This is a genomic window from Frankia sp. CgJB1, from assembly GCF_977947065.1.
Map to the genome: position 1 here is coordinate 1 of NZ_CDWTNB010000071.1, position 18,892 is coordinate 18,892.

Here is an 18,892-nt window from a genome sequence, read left to right on the forward strand (position 1 = left end):
CGGACACGGCGTGACGTGCGCAGCGCGACGCTCACCGAACGAGCCGGCCAGCACCGCTCGCCGCAGAAGTACCCGGCTGTTCCGATGCCATGTTTGTCGGTTGAATTTCCCTGGACATCGGTTCTCCGCTGTGACCAGCATCTCGTGGGAGCCCGCCGAAAGTGCCTTCGACGGCTGTTACGTTGCTCTCCGAGCTCAGGCCAAGTTTTTATTGGTTGAGCCAGGCGAGTTGATCCCCTCGACACGCCGTTCGAACGGTGGTCGCCTGTTGACTGATGCTCCCGTTCCGGGAATGCCCATTATGGGCCCCGCCAGGCCCGGGGGGACGGGAGGCTCGAGTTCGTCTTCGCCCACAGCTCAGCGGCAGCTTGCTTGATCTGCGCGGCGTCCCGCCCCGCCACGAGTGCCTCCTCGACCTGGTTCGCCTGCGACGGCACCTGGTCCAAGACCACCAGCTGATCGAGCCCCTCCCCCGCAACCGCCCGCTCCCCGCCGCAAGCAGCCGATCCGCCACGATCAGTCGCGGAACGTGCCGGTAGCCGAGCCCGGCCGGTCCCGGCCGGGCTCTCGGGCCGTTGAAGGACCGGTGCCCGACGCACCGACGTCATTGTCAGCCGAATGTAAGGTTCGTTCCCGAGTCAGGCCGGCGCTCCGGGGCAGGAACAGGAAGATGACAGGCGACGCGGAGTCGGCGCCCCGGGCAGGGAGCGATCCACGGGCAGTACCCGGCACGCAGGGTACCCGGCACGCACGTTCGGGACGGGACCGCAGCAGTCCGCGTCAGTCCGGTCCGCCCAGGCCCGTCCTCGAACACCCAGGGCCGTCCTCGAACAGTCGAGAGGAGCATCATGCGTGTCCTACTGGTTCATCCCAGCGCGCTGATGTACTCGAAGATCTTTCTACGGCTCGAACCGCTGGGGCTGGAACGGGTGGCGGCCGCGCTGCTCGCCGCGGGCCACGAGGTGAGCCTGATCGATCTTCAGGTGGAGAAACCGGCCACCTACGCGCGCCGCCTGCGAGAGTGTCGTCCCGACGCGGTGATGTTCGGGGTGAACTACCTCGCGAACGTCCCCGAGGTCATCGAGCTCGCGCACCGGGCGAAGCGGGAGCTGCCCGGCTGCCTGGTCGTGGCCGGCGGCCACAGCGTCTCCTTCATCGCCGAGCACCTGCTGAAGCAGGGCGACGGCGCACTCGATGTGGTCGCGTGCGGCGAGGGCGAAGTGGTCGCCCCGCGCATCCTCGAGGCCGACCGCGCCCGTCTCGCCGACGTCCCGGGCGCGGTCACCGCCGACGGGGCGGGCCCGATCCCGGCCCTGCTACCCAGCCTCGACGAGCCGCTGCCGGCCCGCCATCTGCTGGCCCACCGCCGCCGCTACTTCATCGGGGAGCTGGACCCGTGCGCATCGGTCGAGTTCACCCGCGGCTGCCCATGGGACTGCTCCTTCTGCAGCGCCTGGACCTTCTACGGCCGCAGCTACCGCCGCCTCTCCCCGGACGCGGCCGGCGAGGAACTGTCCGCCATCCGGGCACCGAACGTCTTCATCGTCGATGACGTCGCCTTCATCAGGCCCGAACACGGCATGGCCATCGCCGATCAGGTCGAACGCCGAGGGATTCGCAAACGGTACTATCTGGAAACCCGTAGCGACGTCCTGCTGCGCCATCCCGAGGTGTTCGAGCGCTGGCGCCGCCTCGGCCTCGAATACATGTTTCTGGGCATGGAGGCCCTCGACGCGGACGGCTTGGACCTCCACCACAAGCGGATCTCCCCGGACGAGAACATCCGCGCCCTCGAAGTCGCCCGAAAGATCGGCATCACGGTCGCGGTGAACCTCATCGCCGACCCGGACTGGGACGAGAAGCAGTTCCGTCTCGTCCACGAATGGGCGTTGTCGGTGCCGGAAATCGTGCATCTCACGGTGTGCACCCCCTACCCGGGTACGGAGATCTGGCACACTCAGTCCCGGCGGCTCACCACCCTGGACTACCGGCTGTTCGACATCCAGCACGCCGTCGTCCCCACCCGGCTTCCCCTCGACCGCTTCTACCGCGAGCTCGTCTCCACCCAGGCGGTCCTCAACCGCAAACACCTCGGCGCGAAGGCGCTTGCCGCGACCGCCCGGATCGTCACCGCGAACCTGGCGCACGGCCAGACGAACTTCCCACGGATGCTCTGGAAGTTCCCCCGGGTCTACAATGCCGACCGGCTGTACGCCGAGCACCAGCATCCCGCCCGCTACCGGCTGCCGGAGCCCGTCCCCGCGGCCATGACCCCGCGGCGGCGCGAGCTGTACGTCCATCAGCCCGCCGCACGCCATCCGGTGGCGAGCCGGGAACGGGAGAGGACTGATCCATGACGACCCGAACGAAACCGGTACGGGTCCCGGCCGGTGCGGGCGCTCATCGCACCCGTTCCAGGACACTCGCATAGTTGGCGACCGCCAGGCCACCCATGTTGAACACCCCGGCGACGGTGGCCCCGGGGATCTGCATCGCCCCGGCGTTGCCGGTGAGCTGCAGCACCGCCATCACATGCTGGGACACCCCGGTGGCACCAACCGGATGGCCCTTGGCCTTCAACCCCCCGGAGGGGTTGACCGGCAGCGTGCCGTCCCGGTCCACGACCCCACCGAGGATGACCTGACCCCCGCCGCCGGGCGGGCACAACCCGACGACCTCGTACTCCAGCAGCTCCGCGATGGTGAAACAGTCGTGGAGTTCCAGCAGGTGCAGGTCGGACAGCCGCGCCCGGGCCTGCCCCAACGCCGCCTGCCAGGCCCAGTGCGCGGCGGCGAACGCCAGCGGATGACGCCGCGCGGCCGGCAGGAAATCGTTGGCCTGCGCCAGGGCACGGATCCGCACCGTCGGGGTACGCGGCGCACTACCCGGCGCGGCCAGCACCACCGCGGCGGCACCATCCGAGACCGGGCAGCAGTCCGTGCGCCGCAGCGGGCCCGCGACCATCGGATTACGCGGACCGACCGTGCTACAGAACTCGAAGCCGAGATCGGAACGCAGATGGGCGTACGGGTTCACCACCCCGTTACGGTGGTTCTTCGCCGCGATCCGTGCCAGCGCGTCACTGTGATCACCGTACTTGGTGAAGTAGGCCTCGGTGACATCGGCAAACAACCGCGCGAACCCGGCACCGGACAACCCGCCGGCATGCTCGTAGTCGGCACCCAGCAAAGCCCCGCCGACAGCCTCGGCCGGCGCGTGGGTCATCTTCTCCGCCCCGACCACCAGCACCCGGCGCGCCTGCCCGGACTGGATCGCCCGCACCCCGCACAGCAGCGCGGCCGACCCGCTCGCACACGCGTTCTCCACCCGGGTCGCCGGGGTGAACAGCAGATCGTCATCGGCCTCCAGGACCAGCGAGGAAGGAAACGCCAACGGCTGCAACCCCGCGTTGTAGGTACCGAGAACAATTTCGTCGATCTCCCGCGGGCGCAGGCCCGCCGACGCGATCGCCTCCCGCGCGGCGGCGACGATCAGCGACTCCAGAGTCTCCTCGGGCAGACGGCCAAACGGGGTATGACCCCAGCCCACGATCTCCACATCATCGTGGTCCACATCCGGTCCCTTCAACGCTCAGACACCCTTCACTGCTGAGACACCCCGGCAGGTCCGCCCGCCACGCCGGCACCAGGCTTCGTGCCCACCCGAGCCAGCCGTACCGGTGTCACCTTCTGCACGTCGTCGGCTGTGACGCCCGGCGCCGTCTCCACCAGCACCAGACCATCGGAGGTCACGTCGATGACGGCGAGGTCGGTGATGATGCGCTGCACGACACCCGTGCCGGTCAGCGGGAGCGTGTTCTCGGGCAGGATCTTCGGCGATCCGTCCTTGGCGCAGTGCTCCATCAGAACGATCACGCGGCGGGCGCCGTGGACCAGGTCCATCGCGCCCCCCATGCCCTTGACCAGCTTGCCGGGCACCACCCAGTTCGACAGGTCCCCGCGCTCGCTGACCTGCATGGCGCCGAGGATCGCCGCATCGATCTTCCCCCCACGGATCATCCCGAAACTGGTGGCGGAGTCGAAGAAGCTTGCTCCCGTCGCGGTCGTCACCGTTTCCTTGCCGGCGTTGATGAGATCCGGGTCCTCCTCGCCGGCGACCGGGTAGGGGCCCAGGCCGAGGATGCCGTTCTCACTCTGCAACACGATCTCCACGCCGTCGGGCACGTGGTTGGGAACCAGCGTCGGCAGACCGATGCCGAGGTTGACGTAGTCCCCGTCGTTGAGTTCCGCCGCCGCACGGGCGGCCATGTCGTCCCGGGACCAAGGCATGTCAGGCACCTCCTGCAGCAGTCGTGACGGCACGCAGGGTGAGCCGCTCGATCCCCTTGTCCGCGGCCTGGTCGGGCGTCAACGCCACCACCCGCTGCACGAAGACTCCGGGCAGGTGGATCTCGTCGGGCTCCAGCGCACCCGGCTCGACGAGTTCCTCCACTTCCGCGATCGTCACCCTCCCGGCCATGGCGCAGAGCGGGTTGAAGTTGCGGGCGGCCTTGCGGAAAACCAGGTTGCCGTGCCGGTCACCACGCCGGGCCCGCACCAGGGCGAAGTCCGGCCGCAGCGCCGTCTCCCGCACGAAGACCTGCGGCACCCCGTCGACCTCGAAGACCTCGGTCGGCTTGGGCTGCGAGGCCAGCGCCACCTCACCCGAGGCGTCATACCTGATCGGCAGCCCGCCGTCGGCGACCTGCGTGCCGACGCCGGTGCGGGTGTAGAACGCGGCGATCCCGGCTCCACCGGCGCGCAACCGCTCCGCCAGCGTCCCCTGCGGGTTGAACTCGATCTCGACCTTCCCGGAGAGGTACTGCCGTTCCAGTTCCTTGTTCTCCCCCACGTACGACGCCACCAGACGGCGGATCCGCCCGCCCTCCAGCAGCAGCGAGTTACCCACACCCGGGATCCCGCAGTTGTTGGAAATGATGGTCAGGTCCGAGGCCCCCTGATCGGCGAGCGCGGCAAGGAGCACCGACGGGATACCGCAGACCCCGAAGCCACCACTCGCCACGCTGGCCCCGACCGGGATGTCGGCGACCGCCTCCTGCGCCGACGCCACAACCTTGTCCATCTCACCCCTCCTTTAGCAGGGCCCGGCGCAGCAGAACCGTCTCGGGCGGCGCATTGGCCGGGATGGTGGTCAGCACAAGCTGGGCTCCGTCACGAGGTGCCTCCCCCTCGCCATGCCAGAACGCCTCGGGAAGGACGACAGCCCGCGTGACATCGCCGGCCACGTCAACCGAGGAGTCGAATCGTACCGCCAGCGTCCAGTCGAAGTGCCCGGCCACATTGGTCAGCGAGGTATAGCCACCCGCCTGCTCCGGGGACTCCAGCGTGGCGGAGTCCCCGGAGCAGGCCCGGGCATCAAGGAGCAGCAGTCCCAGCGGCGGCGACCCCAGGCGCCCCAGCCATTCGGCGAGGTACATGGAGGCGCTGTCGGCGTGGTCCTCGCTCACCTCGTCCAGCCCCGTACCGGCCCGGTCGTGTGCCCGCAGCAACCACCTCGCGGGCGACGGCACCGACAGCACGACCCGTCGCCGGGTCGAGTCCGCCAGCGTGCGCATGGTCAGCACCAACCGCTCGACGGCGGGCTCGTCACCGAGCAGGGTGCGTAACGCGTAGCCCGTGCGGCTACGCTTCCCTAGGGCGCTCACCAGGTCAGGCGTCGCCGCGAGATACGCGTCGTAGAACGCCTCGGCATTGATGAACACCGCATCCGGGTCCAGCAGGGCATGGACTTGGGCGACGTGCCCGGTCAGGGCGGCGAGGTCACCCCAGGGGATCTCGCTGCCCTGCCGTAGCACTGCCGTCGCGTAGGCATCATGGTCGATCACCAGCGCCCGGCCGCCGGGCGCGGCAGCGAGCAGGGCAGTGAGAGAAGACATTTCAGTGCTCCTTGAACCTCAGGCGAGACGGAACCTCAGGCGAGACGCTTGACGTCCTCGCCGTGCCTGTCCTCCAGCTCCCGCACGCGCGCCTCCAGCGCCGCGATCTTCAGCTCCCGGCGGTCCGGGATCACGATGATCGGCAGTTCCTTCAGTGGCGCCTTGACCCGCTGGGGACCGTCGATGGTGAACACTGTGGCGGTGAGGTCGTTGGTGTCGTCGCCCCAGGAGCCGTAGTAGAGGAGGTCCTTCGGCGACTCCTCGGTGACGAAATCCTTGACGAACTCCGCGTAGGGCTTGCCGCGCGTCAGGCGCGTCTGGCGGACCCGCTCGCGGGCCTGCCTGGTGCCCTCGGCGTCGAGCCGGAAGGTGATCGGGTCATAGCGGACACCGAAGATCTCCTCGGCGACCTTCTGGCTGATCCGGCCGAGCTCGGCATCGCGCACCACCGACTCAGGTAGACGCTCCAGCGGGTCACCGTACCCACCACCGGCACCCTGGGAGCTCATGTAGAGCTCGCCGTCCTTGGCGCGGTCGTACTGCAGACCCATGTGATAGGTCGAGTACTTCCCATCCGGGAACGGACGCTCGTTCATGACCTTCTCAATCGAGAGGTCGAACTTCTTGTTGTCCCGGCGAATGTGCTCGTAGACATTCGTGCCCTTGACCATCGCCAGCGGGTAGGTGCCGCAGCCGTAGCCCCCGAACATGCCGTAGATGGACGAGAACTTCGCTCCGGAGGTCACCGTCATGAAGCCCCACTCCGGCGTGCCCTCGGCGGCCACGATCATCTCGTAGCCCATGCCGCCGGTGAACTTGCCGAAGCCCATGTTGTCGCGGACCAGGCGCTTGGCCACCAGCTGCATGAAGGGCACCTCCTCCTCCATGACCTCCTGCTCGGCCGTGTCGGCCATGGCGCAGAAGAGCGGCGAGACGGCGTCCTCACCGTCCCGGAAGGGCTTGGCTCCCCCGGGCATGCCGTTGAGGTCGGCACACAGGTTGCCGACCATGTCACCGTGCTGGGTGACACCGCCCCACAGGAACGTGTTGATCTGGTTGAACCAGTTAGCCACGATGTTCGAGTACTTGTGCGGCATGGAGAACGACATCTTTCCGTAGAGCGCCTGCATCATCGAGAAGCCTCGGAACGAGGCCTGCAACGACTGCCCCATCGGGGCGTCATAGGACGCGTCGGCCCAGGTGCCCTCGTCGGAAATGATCTCGATGCAGCTCATCGCCGCCGTGCAGCGCGGCAGGTCTGGCCACCAGAACGCCAGGATCGCCTGCATCATCATCGACTTCACCGAGCACAGCGGAGAGTTGATCGCCCGGTTGATGATCTCCGGTCCGGTGCCACGCAGGTCGACGGTCATCTTGTCGCCCTTGACGTGGATCTTGCAGGCGATCTTGATGAGGATGTTCTCTTTCAGCGTCGAATCCATGAACTGGTTGAAGGAGTACGTGCCGTCGGGAAGCTCGGAGATCCGGCGGCGGACCTCGGCGTCGACGTCCTCGACGGTGACCCGCAGGGCCGCCACGAACGTGTCGACGCCAACCTCGTCGATGACCTTGTCGATGCGCTCCATGATCTTGCGCACCGCGGTGATCTTCACCTTCAGGTCGGCCAGCTGCAGCTTGGGGTCGCGCACCGAGTGCTGGAGGAAGGTCAGCAGGTCTCGGCGCAGATGACCACGCTCGACAATCTTGAACGGGCTCATCCGGAGGCCGTCGTCGAACGGGGTTTCCGAGCCTGACGGCATGCCGCCCGGCTCGCAGGCGCCGTTCTCGCCTTCGTGGATGGTCGCCGCCACCCACGCGATGATCTCGCCCCCACGTATGATCGGCATGATCATCGACTGGTCGGTGTTGTGGACGTTGCCGAACCGGGCATCGTTGTGGATGAATCCGTCGCCCTCGTGGATGCCGACGGTCGGCTCGTCCTTCCAGTACTTCACGATGTACCGGATCGGGTGGTGCAGGATCGCGGAGAACGCGATCACCCCGTGGCAGGAGAGGTAGGAGACGTCCCCGGCCGCGGTGTAGATCGCGGTCGTCAGGTCACCCCACTTCGCCCCGGGTGCGGCACCCTGTGCCTCGCACATCTCGTAGCCCTCGTCGAGCGCACCGGCAATCCGCTTGCGGATCCGCTCGACCACCAGCCGGTCGACACCGGCGGCGATCGCCGTCTCCTCCCGCGACGTCCGTTCCTGGATGGAGTGGTCACGCATGATCACTGGGTCGGGACCGAGGAAGAGAGTGGTCTCGTCCATGAACTGGTCGACCCACGCCCGCTCCTGGGGCGTGAGGGTGCTCTGCTCGGTGGCCTGCTCCTGCGTGGCGCTGTCGTCCGTGACAGTCATCGTCTTCTCCCTGGTGCGCTCGACGGTGTACTCGATCAGTCCTGCAGGAACCAGACGGCGCCCTGCACCGTCGGCTCCAGACGCCAGCCCGGCTCGACGAGGTAGGTGGTGTTCTCGGTGGTGACGATCGCGGGACCGGGGATCACCCGCTCGTGCGACAGCGCGGTCTGGTCGTAGACCGGCGTCTTGATCGAGTCGTCCTGGCCGATGAAGTAGACCTTGCGGTGCGACACCTCGGTCGGCACCGTGCGCTCGCCGCCGGCCTCCAGCGAGTCGAAGTTGACGACGTCGCCGTCGACATAGGAGGCCACCCGCACGGTCCCCACCCGGATCCCGGCTTCGGGTGCCGCGCTGCTGGCGCCGAACCGGTGACTGTAGACATCACCGAAGGTGCGGATCATGTGCAGTACGTCGCCGACACCGTTCATCCGGTTGATGTCGAGGGCGACAGCCTGGGTGAGCAACTGGTTGCCGTAGCGCATGTCCAGTTCCAGGCGGTACTTCACGTCTTCGGCCGCGAAGCCCTGACGCACCAGGTCCTCCCGGCCCCGGGCCTCGAGTTCCTCGACGATCGCGTTGAACTCCTCGTACTTGTCGTACAGCGACCGGGAGGTGGCGTTGTACATCGTGATGTGCACGCCGCGCTCGTGGAAGTGTAGCTGCTTCATGTTGCCGGCGCCGCAGGCGGAGAACACCGACGAGAACGGCGGGGCCAGGATCTGCTTGATGCCGGCATGGCGAGCAATACCGCAGGCGTGCAGCGGACCGTTGCCGCCGTAGGCGAGCATCGTGAAGTCCTCCGGCAAGTAGCCGCGCACCCGCAGCTCCTTGCCGATGCCGATCGCCATCTGCTCGTCGACGCCATCCTTGATCGCGCGGGCGATGTCGAGAACGTCCATGTCGAGCTGGTCGCACAAGTTCTCTTCGACGGCGAACCGGGAGCGCTTCGGGTTGATCCTGATGTAGCCGTTGGCGTAGTTGTCCGGGTCCAGATAGCCGAGCAACAGGTCGGCGTCGGTCACCGTCGGGCGTAGTCCGCCGCGGTCGTAGCAGGCCGGGCCGGGGTTGGAGCCGGCCGACTCCGGGCCGATCTTGATGGAGTTGTGGATCCGGTCGTACGACGCGATGGAGCCGCCGCCGGCACCGAGCGTGTCGAGGTGCACCATCGGCACCGACACCAGCCAGCGGTCGATGGTCGGCAGGAAGTCATAGTGCTTCACGCCGCCCTCGGGCACCAGGCCGATGTCGAAGGACGTGCCGCCCATGTCGGTGGAGATCACATGGCCCAGGCCCGTCTCGTTCGACAGATGCTCCGCGGCGCCGACGCCGGCGATCGGACCGGAGTGGATGGTCTGCAGGGCGTCGGTGGAGTTCATCTGCGCCATGCCACCGGAGTTGTGGATGACCAGCATCGGCTTGCCGTAGCCGGAGTCGCGCAGGTTGTTCGAGAGCTGGCTGAGCGCGTGAAACATGATCTCGTGCAGGAAGCCGTCCACGATGGTGGAGGTCGCCCGCACGTATTCGCCCTTGCGACCAGAGACCTGGTGGCCCAGCAGCAGCGGGATGGCACCCAGCTCGTGGGCCGGGAACTCGTCGAGAATGATCTCCTGGATCGCCAGCTCGTGCTCGGGATTCTCGGTGGCGTTGACCAGCGAAACCACCAGGGCCTCGGCGCCGGCATCCACCAGCTCACGGACCACCGTGCGGACGTCCTCGGGATCGAGCCTCGCCACGATCTTGCCGGCCGAGTTGACGCGTTCCTTGACCGAGCGGATCAGGTACCGCGACACCAGCGGCTCGGGCCGTTCGGCTGCCGGGAGGTTCTGTTGCATCGAGTAGTCCAGGCCCTCGCCGTACCCCCGGCCGCGGGAGAGCGGGATGGTGTCCTCGAAGCCATGAGTGACGATCGCCCCCACCTTGGGTCCCTTGCGCTCGATGAGAGCGTTGGTGCCCAGGGTGGTGGCGTAGCGGACCGAGTCGACCTCGGTGAGCACGGTGCCGCGGTCCAGTCCGGCCCGGCTGCACGCCAGGTCGAGCGCCTCGTTGAAGCCCAGCGCCAGGTTGTGGTGCGTGGTCAGCGCCTTCGCCTCGACGTAGGTCTCGTCCCAAACGAAGAAGCAGTCGGTGAAGGTGCCGCCGATGTCGACGGAGATACGTTTCATTGTCTCGGTTCTCCCTGCGAGATCAGCGGATGTGGCCGGCCGCCTTGTGCATGGCGGTGTATTTCTGCGCGTCCTCGCCGGGCCCGTAGTTGTGGACCTGCTCGGGGTCGACGCCGCGTTCCTCCCACTGGGCGCGCAGCGCGGCGACGTCGATGACGAGATCGGCCGTCGGCGGGTGTCCCGGCGGCACGTATTCGGTCTCGATCTGGGTGGCGCAGCCGGGGCAGTAGAATTCCAGGATCCGGCAGTACGCCGGGTCCGGGGAAAAGGTGAACTCGTAGCGGTCGGGGTCGATGATCGGCTGGTGGATCTCCCGTGGGTCGCGGTCGTAGACCAGGCAGCCGAGCTTGTAGTTCCCGTGGGCAGACCAGATGTCGCGGCCGCACACCCGGCAGACCCAGCGCTCGGTATCGAGATCGATGACCAGGTATTCGGTCATGGGAACCCGCATGATGACTTTCCTCTCGTGGCGGTCAGGGGATGCTCGGGGTGGTCAAGGAGGTCACTGGGTGTCGGTCAGCAGCAGGTCCCCCGAGGCGGTGACCCGGAACTGCCAGCCGGGCAGCACGCGAGCGGTGAAGAACGGACCCTCGACGATCACCGGGCCCTCGCCACTCCCACCGGGCGGCGTCTCGGCGAGCACGAACACCGGCACCTTGTCGACCTGGTCGGGCGCGGAACGGACCAGGCGGGTCTCATTGCTCGTCACCCGGATCGCGGGCACGTCGGTGTCGGGAGCAACCTCGGGGTGCGGCAGCGCGGCCGTCACCGACAGTTGCAGGGAGACCTGCTTCCCGGGGAAGTCCACGGCGTCGCCGGACTGGTACGGCCTGGTCTCCACCGGCGACCCGTCGGTCTCCTCGATGGTGAGCAATACCTCGGTGCGGCAGTCGTCGAGGTCGTAGCCCTCCTGGAAAATGTCGCGCCTGGCCCGGGCGAGCATCTCGTCGTACGTCGCCGTGGTGCTTGCCGTGGTCGGCTCCGGCACGCCGACCTCGTAGGTCTTGCCGATGTCGGAGAAGGCAATGCCGAACGCGGAGAAGACCGCTGCCATCCGCGGGATCAGCACCTTCTTCACCCCTGCCGGACGAGCGGCACCGACGGCACTCATCGGGCCGGCGCCACCGAAGGCGACGAGGGTCGAGTTCTCCTGGATCAGGTGCGCGAAGGAGTGTGCCAGCGCCTCGAAGTAGGCCTGCTCCATCCGGATCAGCGACTCCTCCAGGCTGATGTCCAGCGGCTCGGCTATGGTCTCGGTGATGACCGCGGCCGAACGGTCGGCGTCGAGCCGGAAGGTGCCGTCGAGGTAGGTGCTGGCGTCGAGGATGCCGAGCAGCAGGTTGACGTCGGTGATCGTGGCTTCCTTGCCACCGAAGCCGAAGCAGGCCGGGCCGGGGGCCGCCCCCGCACTGCGTGGCCCGACCGTGATCTGCCCGTCCACCATCGAGATCACCGAGGACCCGCCGACACCGGTCGAGTGCACGTTGCTCATCGGGTAGGAGATCGAGACGCCCTCGATGGTGCCGCGCTCATCGGCCGCCGCCGCACCGCCGCGGACGACCCCCACGTCGGTGGTGGTGCCGCCGATGTCCATCATCAGCGTGTGCTCGAGGCCGTACGTGCGAGCCAGCGCCGCCGTACCCTCCAAGCCGCCGCGCGGCCCGGAGGAGTACGTCTTCAGCGCCACCGCCTTGGCCACCCGCGAGGAGGCTCCGTCGTTGCGGTAGACCAGCAGTGGGTTGAGCACCCTGTACGATTTCAGCCGCCGCTCCGCCGCGTACAGGAACCGCTCCATGGTCGGGTGCAGGAACGAGTTGAGCACGCACGACCACACCCGGCGCGGGTGGTCCCGGTCGCCGGCGAGGGACCACGAGTACAGGAGCGGGATCGAGCCGAGCAGGTGCCGCGGGAACTTGCGCAGCAACACGCTGCGTAGGCGACGCTCCTGTTCCGGCGACTCACCAGCCACCACCACCCGGGCGGCACCCAGGGTGGTGAGCTGGTTGATCCGCTGGACGACTTCGAAGTCGATCTCCTCATCGGTCGCGCCCATGTCGATGGTGAGCACCCGGTCGGCGATCAGGCCGTCGAAGAGGTCCTTCTCGGCTTCACGGCTGCGCATCTGCTCGAACAGGCCCGGCATCGTGCTGAGGATGCCGATCATCGGGCCCCGCCGCTCGACCAGGGCGTTGGTGCCCTGCGTGGTCGAGTAGCGGATGTGTTGCGTAGCGTGCAGAAGCTTCTCCGTGTTGGCCTCGCCGTAGAGGGCGGCCGAGGCCTTCTCGATCCCGTCGAAGAGGCACTCCGACAGGTCGTGCGGAGTAGTGAGGGTCTTGGTGTAGGTGAACTGGTCGCCATCCCAGACGCAGATGTCGGTAAGCGTGCCACCGTTGTCGATGTTGATCAGGGTGTCCATGACGCTCCTCGGTTCGTGACTCCCTGGGTTCCATGCGCAGGCCCCGTTGTTGGGACAACCCTGCTGGTGTCCCACCGGGTGTCGGTGTCCCAAAATTGGACACTCACTGTTCTTGGATGTGGCGTGGCTCTCAGCCACGATGTTCTTCCACGGGGCCATCCAGGACCCCCGAGGAGGTGCACATGCCGGACACCGCGAACCGCCTCTTACGGGCGGCCGCAGCCCGGGCAGACTTCCTGGAGTGCGGCCGCGCGGGTGCCGTCGGTGTCCCCGACGTGCTCGCGGCATCATGGGAACGCAGCCAGGCGGCCGGCGTCGACAGCGCACGGCCGCACAGCGACTACATCGACGACATCGACACCGGGTCCCGGCTGGTGCGCTGCGCACGCCCGGTGCTCACTCAGCTCGGCAACGACACCGCGGACCTCCCGCTGGTCATCGCCCTGACCGACCACAAGGCCAGGCTGGTTCAGCGCATCGACTTGTCATCGACGGTCGGGCGGTTGCTCGACAGGGTCGAATTCGCGCCAGGGTTCAACTACTCCGAGTCGATGATGGGCACCAACGGTGTGGGCACCGTGATCGAGGCCGGTCAGCCGGTCAGCATCGTCGGGCCGGAGCACTTCACCGAGCCCCTGCAATGCTTCGCCTGCACCGGCGCCCCGGTCATCGATCCTCTCACCGGCCGGGTAGAGGGAGTGCTGGACATCTCCACGCTCACCCAGACCTGGAGCCCGCTGATGCACACCTTGGTGAAGAGTGCCGCCAAGGACATCAGCCGCAACCTGTTGCTGGATCGCAGCCAGTCCCAGCAGGCCGTTTGCGAGACCTACCTGCGCGCCGAAGCCCGGGCGTCCCGGCAGGCCGTCTTCGCCTTCGGTGACTCGGTCTTCATCGCCAACGCCACGGCCCAGCGCCTGTTCGACGCCAGCGAGCAGCTGACCCTGCGTGAGCACGCGACCTTCCTCATGAGCCGCCGCGACCGGGTGAGCGACACCCTGGTCCTGCCGGGGGGACGCATGGTCCACATCCGAGGCGCCCGGATCCTGACCGGCTCCGAGGTGGCCGGCATGGTGGTGATCGCCGACCTCGTTGCCACGGAGAAGGCCGGATCGCCGGGCGACTTCACCGAGCAGGTGCTGCCACAGATCGCGGTCGCGACCCCGCAGACCTCCCGCATCGCCGGCGACCTGTACCGGCCGCACGAGACCATTACCGGTGGCCGGTCACCGGCGTGGGTACGCGCGTGCGACAAGCTGCGCGAAGCCCTCATGGCGGAGAAGCCGGCGATCGTGCTCGGTGAGACCGGCACCGGCAAGTTCACCCTGGTCGCCGAGATCTTCCACGCCTCGCACCCGGGCAGCCGAAGCGTGTCGATGGACGCCTCCCAGCTGACCATCGAGAACTCCGAGACCGACATCGACTCTCTGCTCGCGGGCAAGCCAGAGCCGACCCTCTACATCGTCCGCAATGTCGACCAGGCCAGCACCGAAGGAGTCGAACAGCTCGACGCGTTCTTGACTGCGATCGGCCGGCTCGACGGCACCACCTCATTCGTTGCGACCCTGTCGGACTCCTCGCTGGACTCCGACCTGCCGTTCCACGCACTCCTCGGCCACTTCGAGGTAGCGATCACCGTGCCGCCGCTGCGATGCCGTACCGATGACCTCTCCACCATCACCTCGTCGGTCCTGCGCGGCATAGCCCCCAACCGCAAGGTGCGGCTCAGTCCAGCCGCCGAACGGATCATCGCGCGCTACTCCTGGCCACGCAACGTCTCCCAGCTGCGCGAGGCCCTCGAACACGCGCTGCGGCGGCGACCGGTCGGGGAGATCCAGGCCCAGGACCTGCCGGCGTACTGCCAGACCACCTCGCGGCACGTGCTCACCCCGCTGGAGGCAGCTGAGCGGGACACGATTGTCGCCGCCCTCCAAGAGACCGAGGGCAACCGAATGCTGGCGGCCGCCAGGCTCGGGATGTCGCGGTCCGGCCTTTACCGCAAGCTGAAGGCCTACGGCATCACCGCCTGACGCGTCCCAGGTGGGGCGGATCGCCCTTGGTCCAGTCTGAACCAGGGCACGCCCCGCGCCGGCGGTCCGTACGAAGCGGAGAGTCGCGAAGCCGGTCCGGCGGTAGGCGGCCCGCCGGACCGGCGTCATCCGCTCCGGAAACGGTGATGCTGACCGGGCGCGAGACCGTTCCTGCCGATCAGGCGATGTTGGAAGGCCGGACCAGGCCCTCCGCGAGATCCCCGAATCCGGGAGCAATCACGGCGCCCTGGTTGCCGATGACCTCCTCGACAACCAGGGTTTCCGTTGTCAGCAAGAGCGCGGCGATCGACGCCGCGCTCTGCAGCGCGCAACGGGTGACTTTCACCGGGTCGATGACACCGAAGCCGGCCATGTCCCCGTATTCTCCGGTCGCGGCGTTGAAACCGTGACCGCGCGGCAGCTCGGCGACCCGCTTGACCACTTCGTCGCCGTCATAGCCAGTGTTGATCGCGATCCAGCGCAGTGGTTCGGCGATGGCCCGCCGGACGATCTCCCTGCCTTCAGCGGCGTCGCCGGCCAGCGTGAGCTTGTCAAGGGCCGAGGCCGCTTGCAGCAGTGCGGTACCACCGCCTGCCACGACACCTTCGGCGAGAGCAGCCCGTGCCGCCGCGAGGGAGTCCTCGACCCGGTGCAGCTTCTCCTTCAGCTCCACGCCGGTCACGGCGCCGACCCTGATCACCGCGACGCCGCCGGACAGCCGGGCGATCCGGGTCTGCAACGTGTCCTGGTCGTGGGCGTTCTCCGCCCGTTCGAACTCCCGCTTGAGCTGGTCGATCCGGGCATGGATCTCGGTGGCGGAACCGGCGCCGTCGACGATCGTAGTCACATGCTCGGTAATGGTGGCCTTCTTGCAACGCCCGAGCTGGCCGAGGGTGACCCGGTCCAGGGAAAGCCCGGCATCCGCGGTAATCACCTGACCGCCCAGAAAAACCGCGAGATCGTTGAGCTCTGCCAACCGGCGGTGACCGAAACCGGGTGCCCGGACCACCGCGGACCGGAAGGTCCCGTGCACATTGTTGGCGACCAGCATGCCCAGTGCCGGTCCCTCGACGTTCTCCGCGAAGACGATCAACTGGCCGCCGGCCCGGGTGACCAGCTCGAGGACCGGCATCAGGATCTGAACCTGAGAGATCTTCTCGTTGGTCAACAGGATGTAGGGGTCGGTGTAGGCGGCCTCCATCCGCTCGGTGTCGGTGACCATGTACGGCGAGAGGTACCCGTTGTCCAACTCGATACCGTCCACGAAGCTGACCTCGAGTCCGAATAGCGGGGATTCCTCGACCGTGACCACCCCGTCACAGCCCACCCGGCCAAGGGTCGCGGCCACGACGTCGCCGATCCGGGCATCGTTGTTGGCGGCGAGGGTCGCCATCCGGGCAAGATCGGCCTCGCCATCGACCTCTCCCCGGTACTTTTCAAACTCCTCCAGCAGGGCGGCCACGGCAGCCTCGATGCCGTTCTTGAGAAACATCGGGTTGGCTCTTGAGAAACATCGGGTTGGCGCCCCCGTCCACGGCATGCAGACCCTCCCGGACGAGGGCCTGCGCGAGCACGGTGGTGGTGGTTCCGTCGCCGGCAGTGCCGTTGGTCTTGGTCGCGACCTCCTTGACCAGTTGCGCCCCCATGTTGGCGAAGGGGTTACGCAGCTGGATCTCCCTGGCTATGGTCACACCGTCATTGGTGATGGTGGGTGGCCCGGTCAGTTTTTCGATGACGGCGTTGCGGCCCTTTGGACCCAGAGTCACCTTGACGGCGTCCGCCAGGGCATTGACCCCGGCCTCCAGCAGGCGACGCGCCTCGACGTTGAACCGCAGATCCTTGGCCATCTCTTCCTCAGTCCTTCCGCTCTGCATCCGTCAGGGCGGGCCGAGGGCGGCACGATCGTGGCGGCGAGCAGCTGGCGGGGCATGATGGCGAAGCCAGCCCCACCTGGAGCCCGATCCGATCGCACAGTCGCGCCGCCGGAGCCCTGGGTTCCCGAGCCATTCACAGACCGGGTCCGGGTGATCAGTAGATCAGGGGATCAGGATCGCCCGACCGCGCACCTTGCCGTGGTGAAGGTCGTCGAGCGCCTGGTGGAACTCTGCCAGGGGGTAGGCACTCGTGTGCAGGGTGACCTTGCCACGGGTTGCGAGAACCATCAGCTCGACGAGGTCGCTGTACGATCCGACCAGGTTACCGATGAAGTTGATCTCAGTGGAGATGATGTCGATGGTGGGGACGTTCAGCACCCCGCCATAGCCGACAACATAGTACGAACCGGCGCGACGCAGCATGGCGACACCCGCTTCGATCGCACCGCCTTCACCGACAAAGTCGATGACCGCCTCGGCGCCGTTGCCCCCGGTGAGATCGAGTACCGCGGACACCTCGCTGCCGTCGGCCCGCACCGTGTGGTCGGCGCCCAGTTCGCCGGCGAGCCGCAACGCCTCGGCGGAGCGGTCGACGACGATGATCTTGACTGGGGTGAGGGCACGCAGCACCTGCACACCGATGTGGCCTAGACCGCCGGCTCCGATCACCACGACCCGGTCACCGGGACTCAGTGCCGCGGCTGCCTTGCGTGCCGCGTGGTAAGCGGTCAGTCCGGCGTCGGCCAGTGCCGCCACATCCGCCGGCTGCAACGACGGGTCGAGTTTGACCACCGACCGGGCGTTGGTCCGCAGGAGTTCGGCGTAGCCGCCGTCGCTGTCGATCCCGGGGAAGGACGCCCGGGCGCAGTGCACGTCGTCGCCGTCCCGGCAGGCCTGGCACAGCCCGCAGGTGACCAGCGGGTGCAGGATGACCGGATCGCCCACGGCTATGTCGCTCACCGCCGAACCAACCTCGTGCACCCAGCCGGCATTCTCGTGCCCGAGCACGTACGGCAGGGTCACGCCCGACTTCTGCTCCCACTGCCCTTCGATGATATGCAGGTCGGTCCGACAGACACCGGCGCCGCCGATTCTGACCACCACATCCAGCGGATGGAGGATCTTGGGCTCGGGGACGTCTACCAGCCGCGGCGCGTTGTCGTACTTGATGACCTGGACGGCCCTCATCGGCCCACCTCCGCGTTCGTTGCTGTCACGTCATGGGTGTGCGGTCCACAGGGCCGTACCGCGTCTCCAGCAGACCGCGGCAGACCGTGGTGTTTGCGTCGATCGTCACCCGGACGGTCCGGGCAAATCGCAGCCGGAGAGGCAGCGCCTCGCGATCGATCGGACGGCCGTCGTCGTCGACGAACAGCGGCGCCTCGGGAGCCAGGGACACTCCGAGGGCGTCCCGTCGGCGCAGCAGGCTGTGTCGTTCCGGCGACTCCGGCATGTCCGCCAGCCGGGCCCGGTACAGCGACTCGGGTGACCAACCCTCGGCTACCAGGCGCTTGGCCGCTGGCGGTGTGCGCCTTACGCAGGAAGGTCATCCGCAGGTCGTCGAGGCCTCCGGTGGCCTCCCCGGGGAAACTCGCCGGGAAACCGTCTCCGGCGGCGACTCCGGCGTTGATCTCTTCGGCGGCGAAGTGATCCTCCAGGGCCACGTCCACCTCGGTGACCCCTGGCAGCTCCTTCACCACGTCGTGCGCGTCGGACACCATCAGGTAGGCGAAGTTCGGCGCGCAGAAGTAGGTCGGGAGCCTGAGCCGAACCTGCACCCGCCCGTCCTGGGCCACCAGAGCATGGACGAATCCCAGCTCGGTGACGGGCTGGTCGAGCTCCGGGTCGTACACCCGCCCCAAAGCTTCCCAGACGTCCGCGGCCAGGCCGGTCCTACTTGGTTACTGTGGGTGTGGTCATACGGACTGCCCTGCGCCCACGAGAGGCGTCGACGCCGGAGCACCGCTGCCCGCCCCGCTAACCTCGGCCGGTACCTCGATGTCGTAGAGCGCGGCCGCGTTGAGACCGAGAATTTTGCGCTTGATGTCGGGGGTGAGCACGCCGTACTCGGCCTGCATGTCCTCCGGGATCTGGCCAATGCCGCTTCTACTAGTTGGATCTTGATGGTCGTCGGTGTGTTGGTTCCGGCTGTTC

Annotated in this window: 15 protein-coding genes and 2 pseudogenes; 2 read left to right on the forward strand and 15 right to left on the reverse strand. The window is 67.6% G+C overall.

All coding sequences use genetic code 11. From position 1 onward, the window contains the following. Window positions 1-299: 299 nt before the first annotated feature. Window positions 300-452, reverse strand: coding sequence for a hypothetical protein (locus tag AC08OT_RS10180; protein ID WP_476592666.1), 153 nt, complete (start codon window positions 450-452; stop codon window positions 300-302). Window positions 453-848: 396 nt separating this feature from the next. On the opposite strand from AC08OT_RS10180, the gene hpnR reads away from it, so the two are divergent. Then, entirely contained in the window at window positions 849-2,357 is a 1,509-nt protein-coding gene (hpnR, locus tag AC08OT_RS10185; RefSeq protein WP_476592667.1) for a hopanoid C-3 methylase HpnR, read from the forward strand. 43 nt (window positions 2,358-2,400) lie between these two features. On the opposite strand, the gene AC08OT_RS10190 is transcribed toward hpnR, so the two are convergent. Genes AC08OT_RS10190 through AC08OT_RS10225 form a run of 8 tightly spaced genes read right to left on the reverse strand, consistent with a single transcriptional unit; the run spans window position 2,401 to window position 12,834 of the window. Then, a complete protein-coding gene (locus AC08OT_RS10190; RefSeq protein ID WP_476592668.1) occupies window positions 2,401-3,573 on the reverse strand; it encodes a thiolase domain-containing protein in 1,173 nt (390 codons plus the stop codon). Between the two features lie 29 nt (window positions 3,574-3,602). Beyond that, a complete protein-coding gene (locus AC08OT_RS10195; RefSeq protein ID WP_476592669.1) occupies window positions 3,603-4,289 on the reverse strand; it encodes a 3-oxoacid CoA-transferase subunit B in 687 nt (228 codons plus the stop codon). Between the two features lies 1 nt (window position 4,290). Further along, window positions 4,291-5,082, reverse strand: a complete 792-nt coding sequence (locus AC08OT_RS10200) for a CoA transferase subunit A (RefSeq protein ID WP_476602756.1) — start codon at window positions 5,080-5,082, stop codon at window positions 4,291-4,293. A gap of 1 nt (window position 5,083) precedes the next feature. Further along, a complete protein-coding gene (locus AC08OT_RS10205) occupies window positions 5,084-5,896 on the reverse strand; it encodes a hypothetical protein (RefSeq protein WP_476592671.1) in 813 nt (270 codons plus the stop codon). A 35-nt stretch (window positions 5,897-5,931) separates the two neighbouring features. After that, a complete protein-coding gene (locus AC08OT_RS10210; protein ID WP_476592672.1) occupies window positions 5,932-8,256 on the reverse strand; it encodes a hydantoinase B/oxoprolinase family protein in 2,325 nt (774 codons plus the stop codon). Window positions 8,257-8,291: 35 nt separating this feature from the next. Then, window positions 8,292-10,418: a hydantoinase/oxoprolinase family protein gene (locus AC08OT_RS10215; RefSeq protein WP_476592673.1), complete on the reverse strand. Its 2,127-nt coding sequence runs from the start codon at window positions 10,416-10,418 to the stop codon at window positions 8,292-8,294. Between the two features lie 22 nt (window positions 10,419-10,440). Beyond that, a complete protein-coding gene (locus AC08OT_RS10220) occupies window positions 10,441-10,869 on the reverse strand; it encodes an acetone carboxylase subunit gamma (RefSeq protein ID WP_476592674.1) in 429 nt (142 codons plus the stop codon). A gap of 51 nt (window positions 10,870-10,920) precedes the next feature. Continuing rightward, window positions 10,921-12,834 (reverse strand): hydantoinase/oxoprolinase family protein, encoded by a 1,914-nt coding sequence (locus tag AC08OT_RS10225; protein ID WP_476602757.1) that lies wholly within the window; start codon window positions 12,832-12,834, stop codon window positions 10,921-10,923. 182 nt (window positions 12,835-13,016) lie between these two features. On the opposite strand from AC08OT_RS10225, the gene AC08OT_RS10230 reads away from it, so the two are divergent. Next, window positions 13,017-14,864, forward strand: coding sequence for a sigma-54-dependent Fis family transcriptional regulator (locus AC08OT_RS10230; RefSeq protein ID WP_476592676.1), 1,848 nt, complete (start codon window positions 13,017-13,019; stop codon window positions 14,862-14,864). Between the two features lie 178 nt (window positions 14,865-15,042). Here the strand turns inward: AC08OT_RS10230 and groEL are convergent, their stop codons facing one another. From groEL to AC08OT_RS10260, 6 genes and pseudogenes are all read right to left on the reverse strand, one after another. Then, window positions 15,043-16,356 carry a chaperonin GroEL gene (gene groEL / locus AC08OT_RS10235; protein WP_476592677.1) on the reverse strand — a complete coding sequence of 438 codons (1,314 nt, stop codon included), beginning with the start codon at window positions 16,354-16,356 and terminating at the stop codon, window positions 15,043-15,045. Beyond that, on the reverse strand, window positions 16,301-16,711 hold the full coding sequence (locus AC08OT_RS10240) for a TCP-1/cpn60 chaperonin family protein (protein ID WP_476592678.1): 411 nt from the start codon (window positions 16,709-16,711) through the stop codon (window positions 16,301-16,303). Before AC08OT_RS10240 ends, groEL begins: the two co-directional genes overlap by 56 nt. A gap of 189 nt (window positions 16,712-16,900) precedes the next feature. Continuing rightward, a complete protein-coding gene (locus AC08OT_RS10245) occupies window positions 16,901-17,926 on the reverse strand; it encodes an NAD(P)-dependent alcohol dehydrogenase (protein ID WP_476592679.1) in 1,026 nt (341 codons plus the stop codon). Between the two features lie 25 nt (window positions 17,927-17,951). Further along, window positions 17,952-18,191: a hypothetical protein gene (locus tag AC08OT_RS10250; protein ID WP_476592680.1), complete on the reverse strand. Its 240-nt coding sequence runs from the start codon at window positions 18,189-18,191 to the stop codon at window positions 17,952-17,954. A 268-nt stretch (window positions 18,192-18,459) separates the two neighbouring features. Beyond that, a pseudogene (locus tag AC08OT_RS10255) lies at window positions 18,460-18,591 on the reverse strand (iron-sulfur cluster assembly protein); the annotation flags it as partial. A gap of 63 nt (window positions 18,592-18,654) precedes the next feature. Beyond that, window positions 18,655-18,892 (reverse strand): annotated as a pseudogene (locus AC08OT_RS10260) (hypothetical protein); the annotation flags it as partial.

What these genes read in the sequence shown, in the direction of transcription:
- AC08OT_RS10215 (WP_476592673.1), bottom strand. Translation starts at nt 10,418, where the DNA reads ATGAAACGTATCTCCGTCGACATCGGCGGCACCTTCACCGACTGCTTC.
- hpnR (WP_476592667.1), top strand. Translation starts at nt 849, where the DNA reads ATGCGTGTCCTACTGGTTCATCCCAGCGCGCTGATGTACTCGAAGATC.
- AC08OT_RS10205 (WP_476592671.1), bottom strand. Translation starts at nt 5,896, where the DNA reads ATGTCTTCTCTCACTGCCCTGCTCGCTGCCGCGCCCGGCGGCCGGGCG.
- AC08OT_RS10225 (WP_476602757.1), bottom strand. Translation starts at nt 12,834, where the DNA reads ATGGACACCCTGATCAACATCGACAACGGTGGCACGCTTACCGACATC.
- AC08OT_RS10250 (WP_476592680.1), bottom strand. Translation starts at nt 18,191, where the DNA reads ATGCCGGAGTCGCCGGAACGACACAGCCTGCTGCGCCGACGGGACGCC.
- AC08OT_RS10220 (WP_476592674.1), bottom strand. Translation starts at nt 10,869, where the DNA reads ATGCGGGTTCCCATGACCGAATACCTGGTCATCGATCTCGATACCGAG.
- AC08OT_RS10195 (WP_476592669.1), bottom strand. Translation starts at nt 4,289, where the DNA reads ATGCCTTGGTCCCGGGACGACATGGCCGCCCGTGCGGCGGCGGAACTC.
- groEL (WP_476592677.1), bottom strand. Translation starts at nt 16,356, where the DNA reads ATGTTTCTCAAGAACGGCATCGAGGCTGCCGTGGCCGCCCTGCTGGAG.
- AC08OT_RS10230 (WP_476592676.1), top strand. Translation starts at nt 13,017, where the DNA reads ATGCCGGACACCGCGAACCGCCTCTTACGGGCGGCCGCAGCCCGGGCA.
- AC08OT_RS10210 (WP_476592672.1), bottom strand. Translation starts at nt 8,256, where the DNA reads ATGACTGTCACGGACGACAGCGCCACGCAGGAGCAGGCCACCGAGCAG.
- AC08OT_RS10240 (WP_476592678.1), bottom strand. Translation starts at nt 16,711, where the DNA reads ATGGCCAAGGATCTGCGGTTCAACGTCGAGGCGCGTCGCCTGCTGGAG.
- AC08OT_RS10200 (WP_476602756.1), bottom strand. Translation starts at nt 5,082, where the DNA reads ATGGACAAGGTTGTGGCGTCGGCGCAGGAGGCGGTCGCCGACATCCCG.
- AC08OT_RS10245 (WP_476592679.1), bottom strand. Translation starts at nt 17,926, where the DNA reads ATGAGGGCCGTCCAGGTCATCAAGTACGACAACGCGCCGCGGCTGGTA.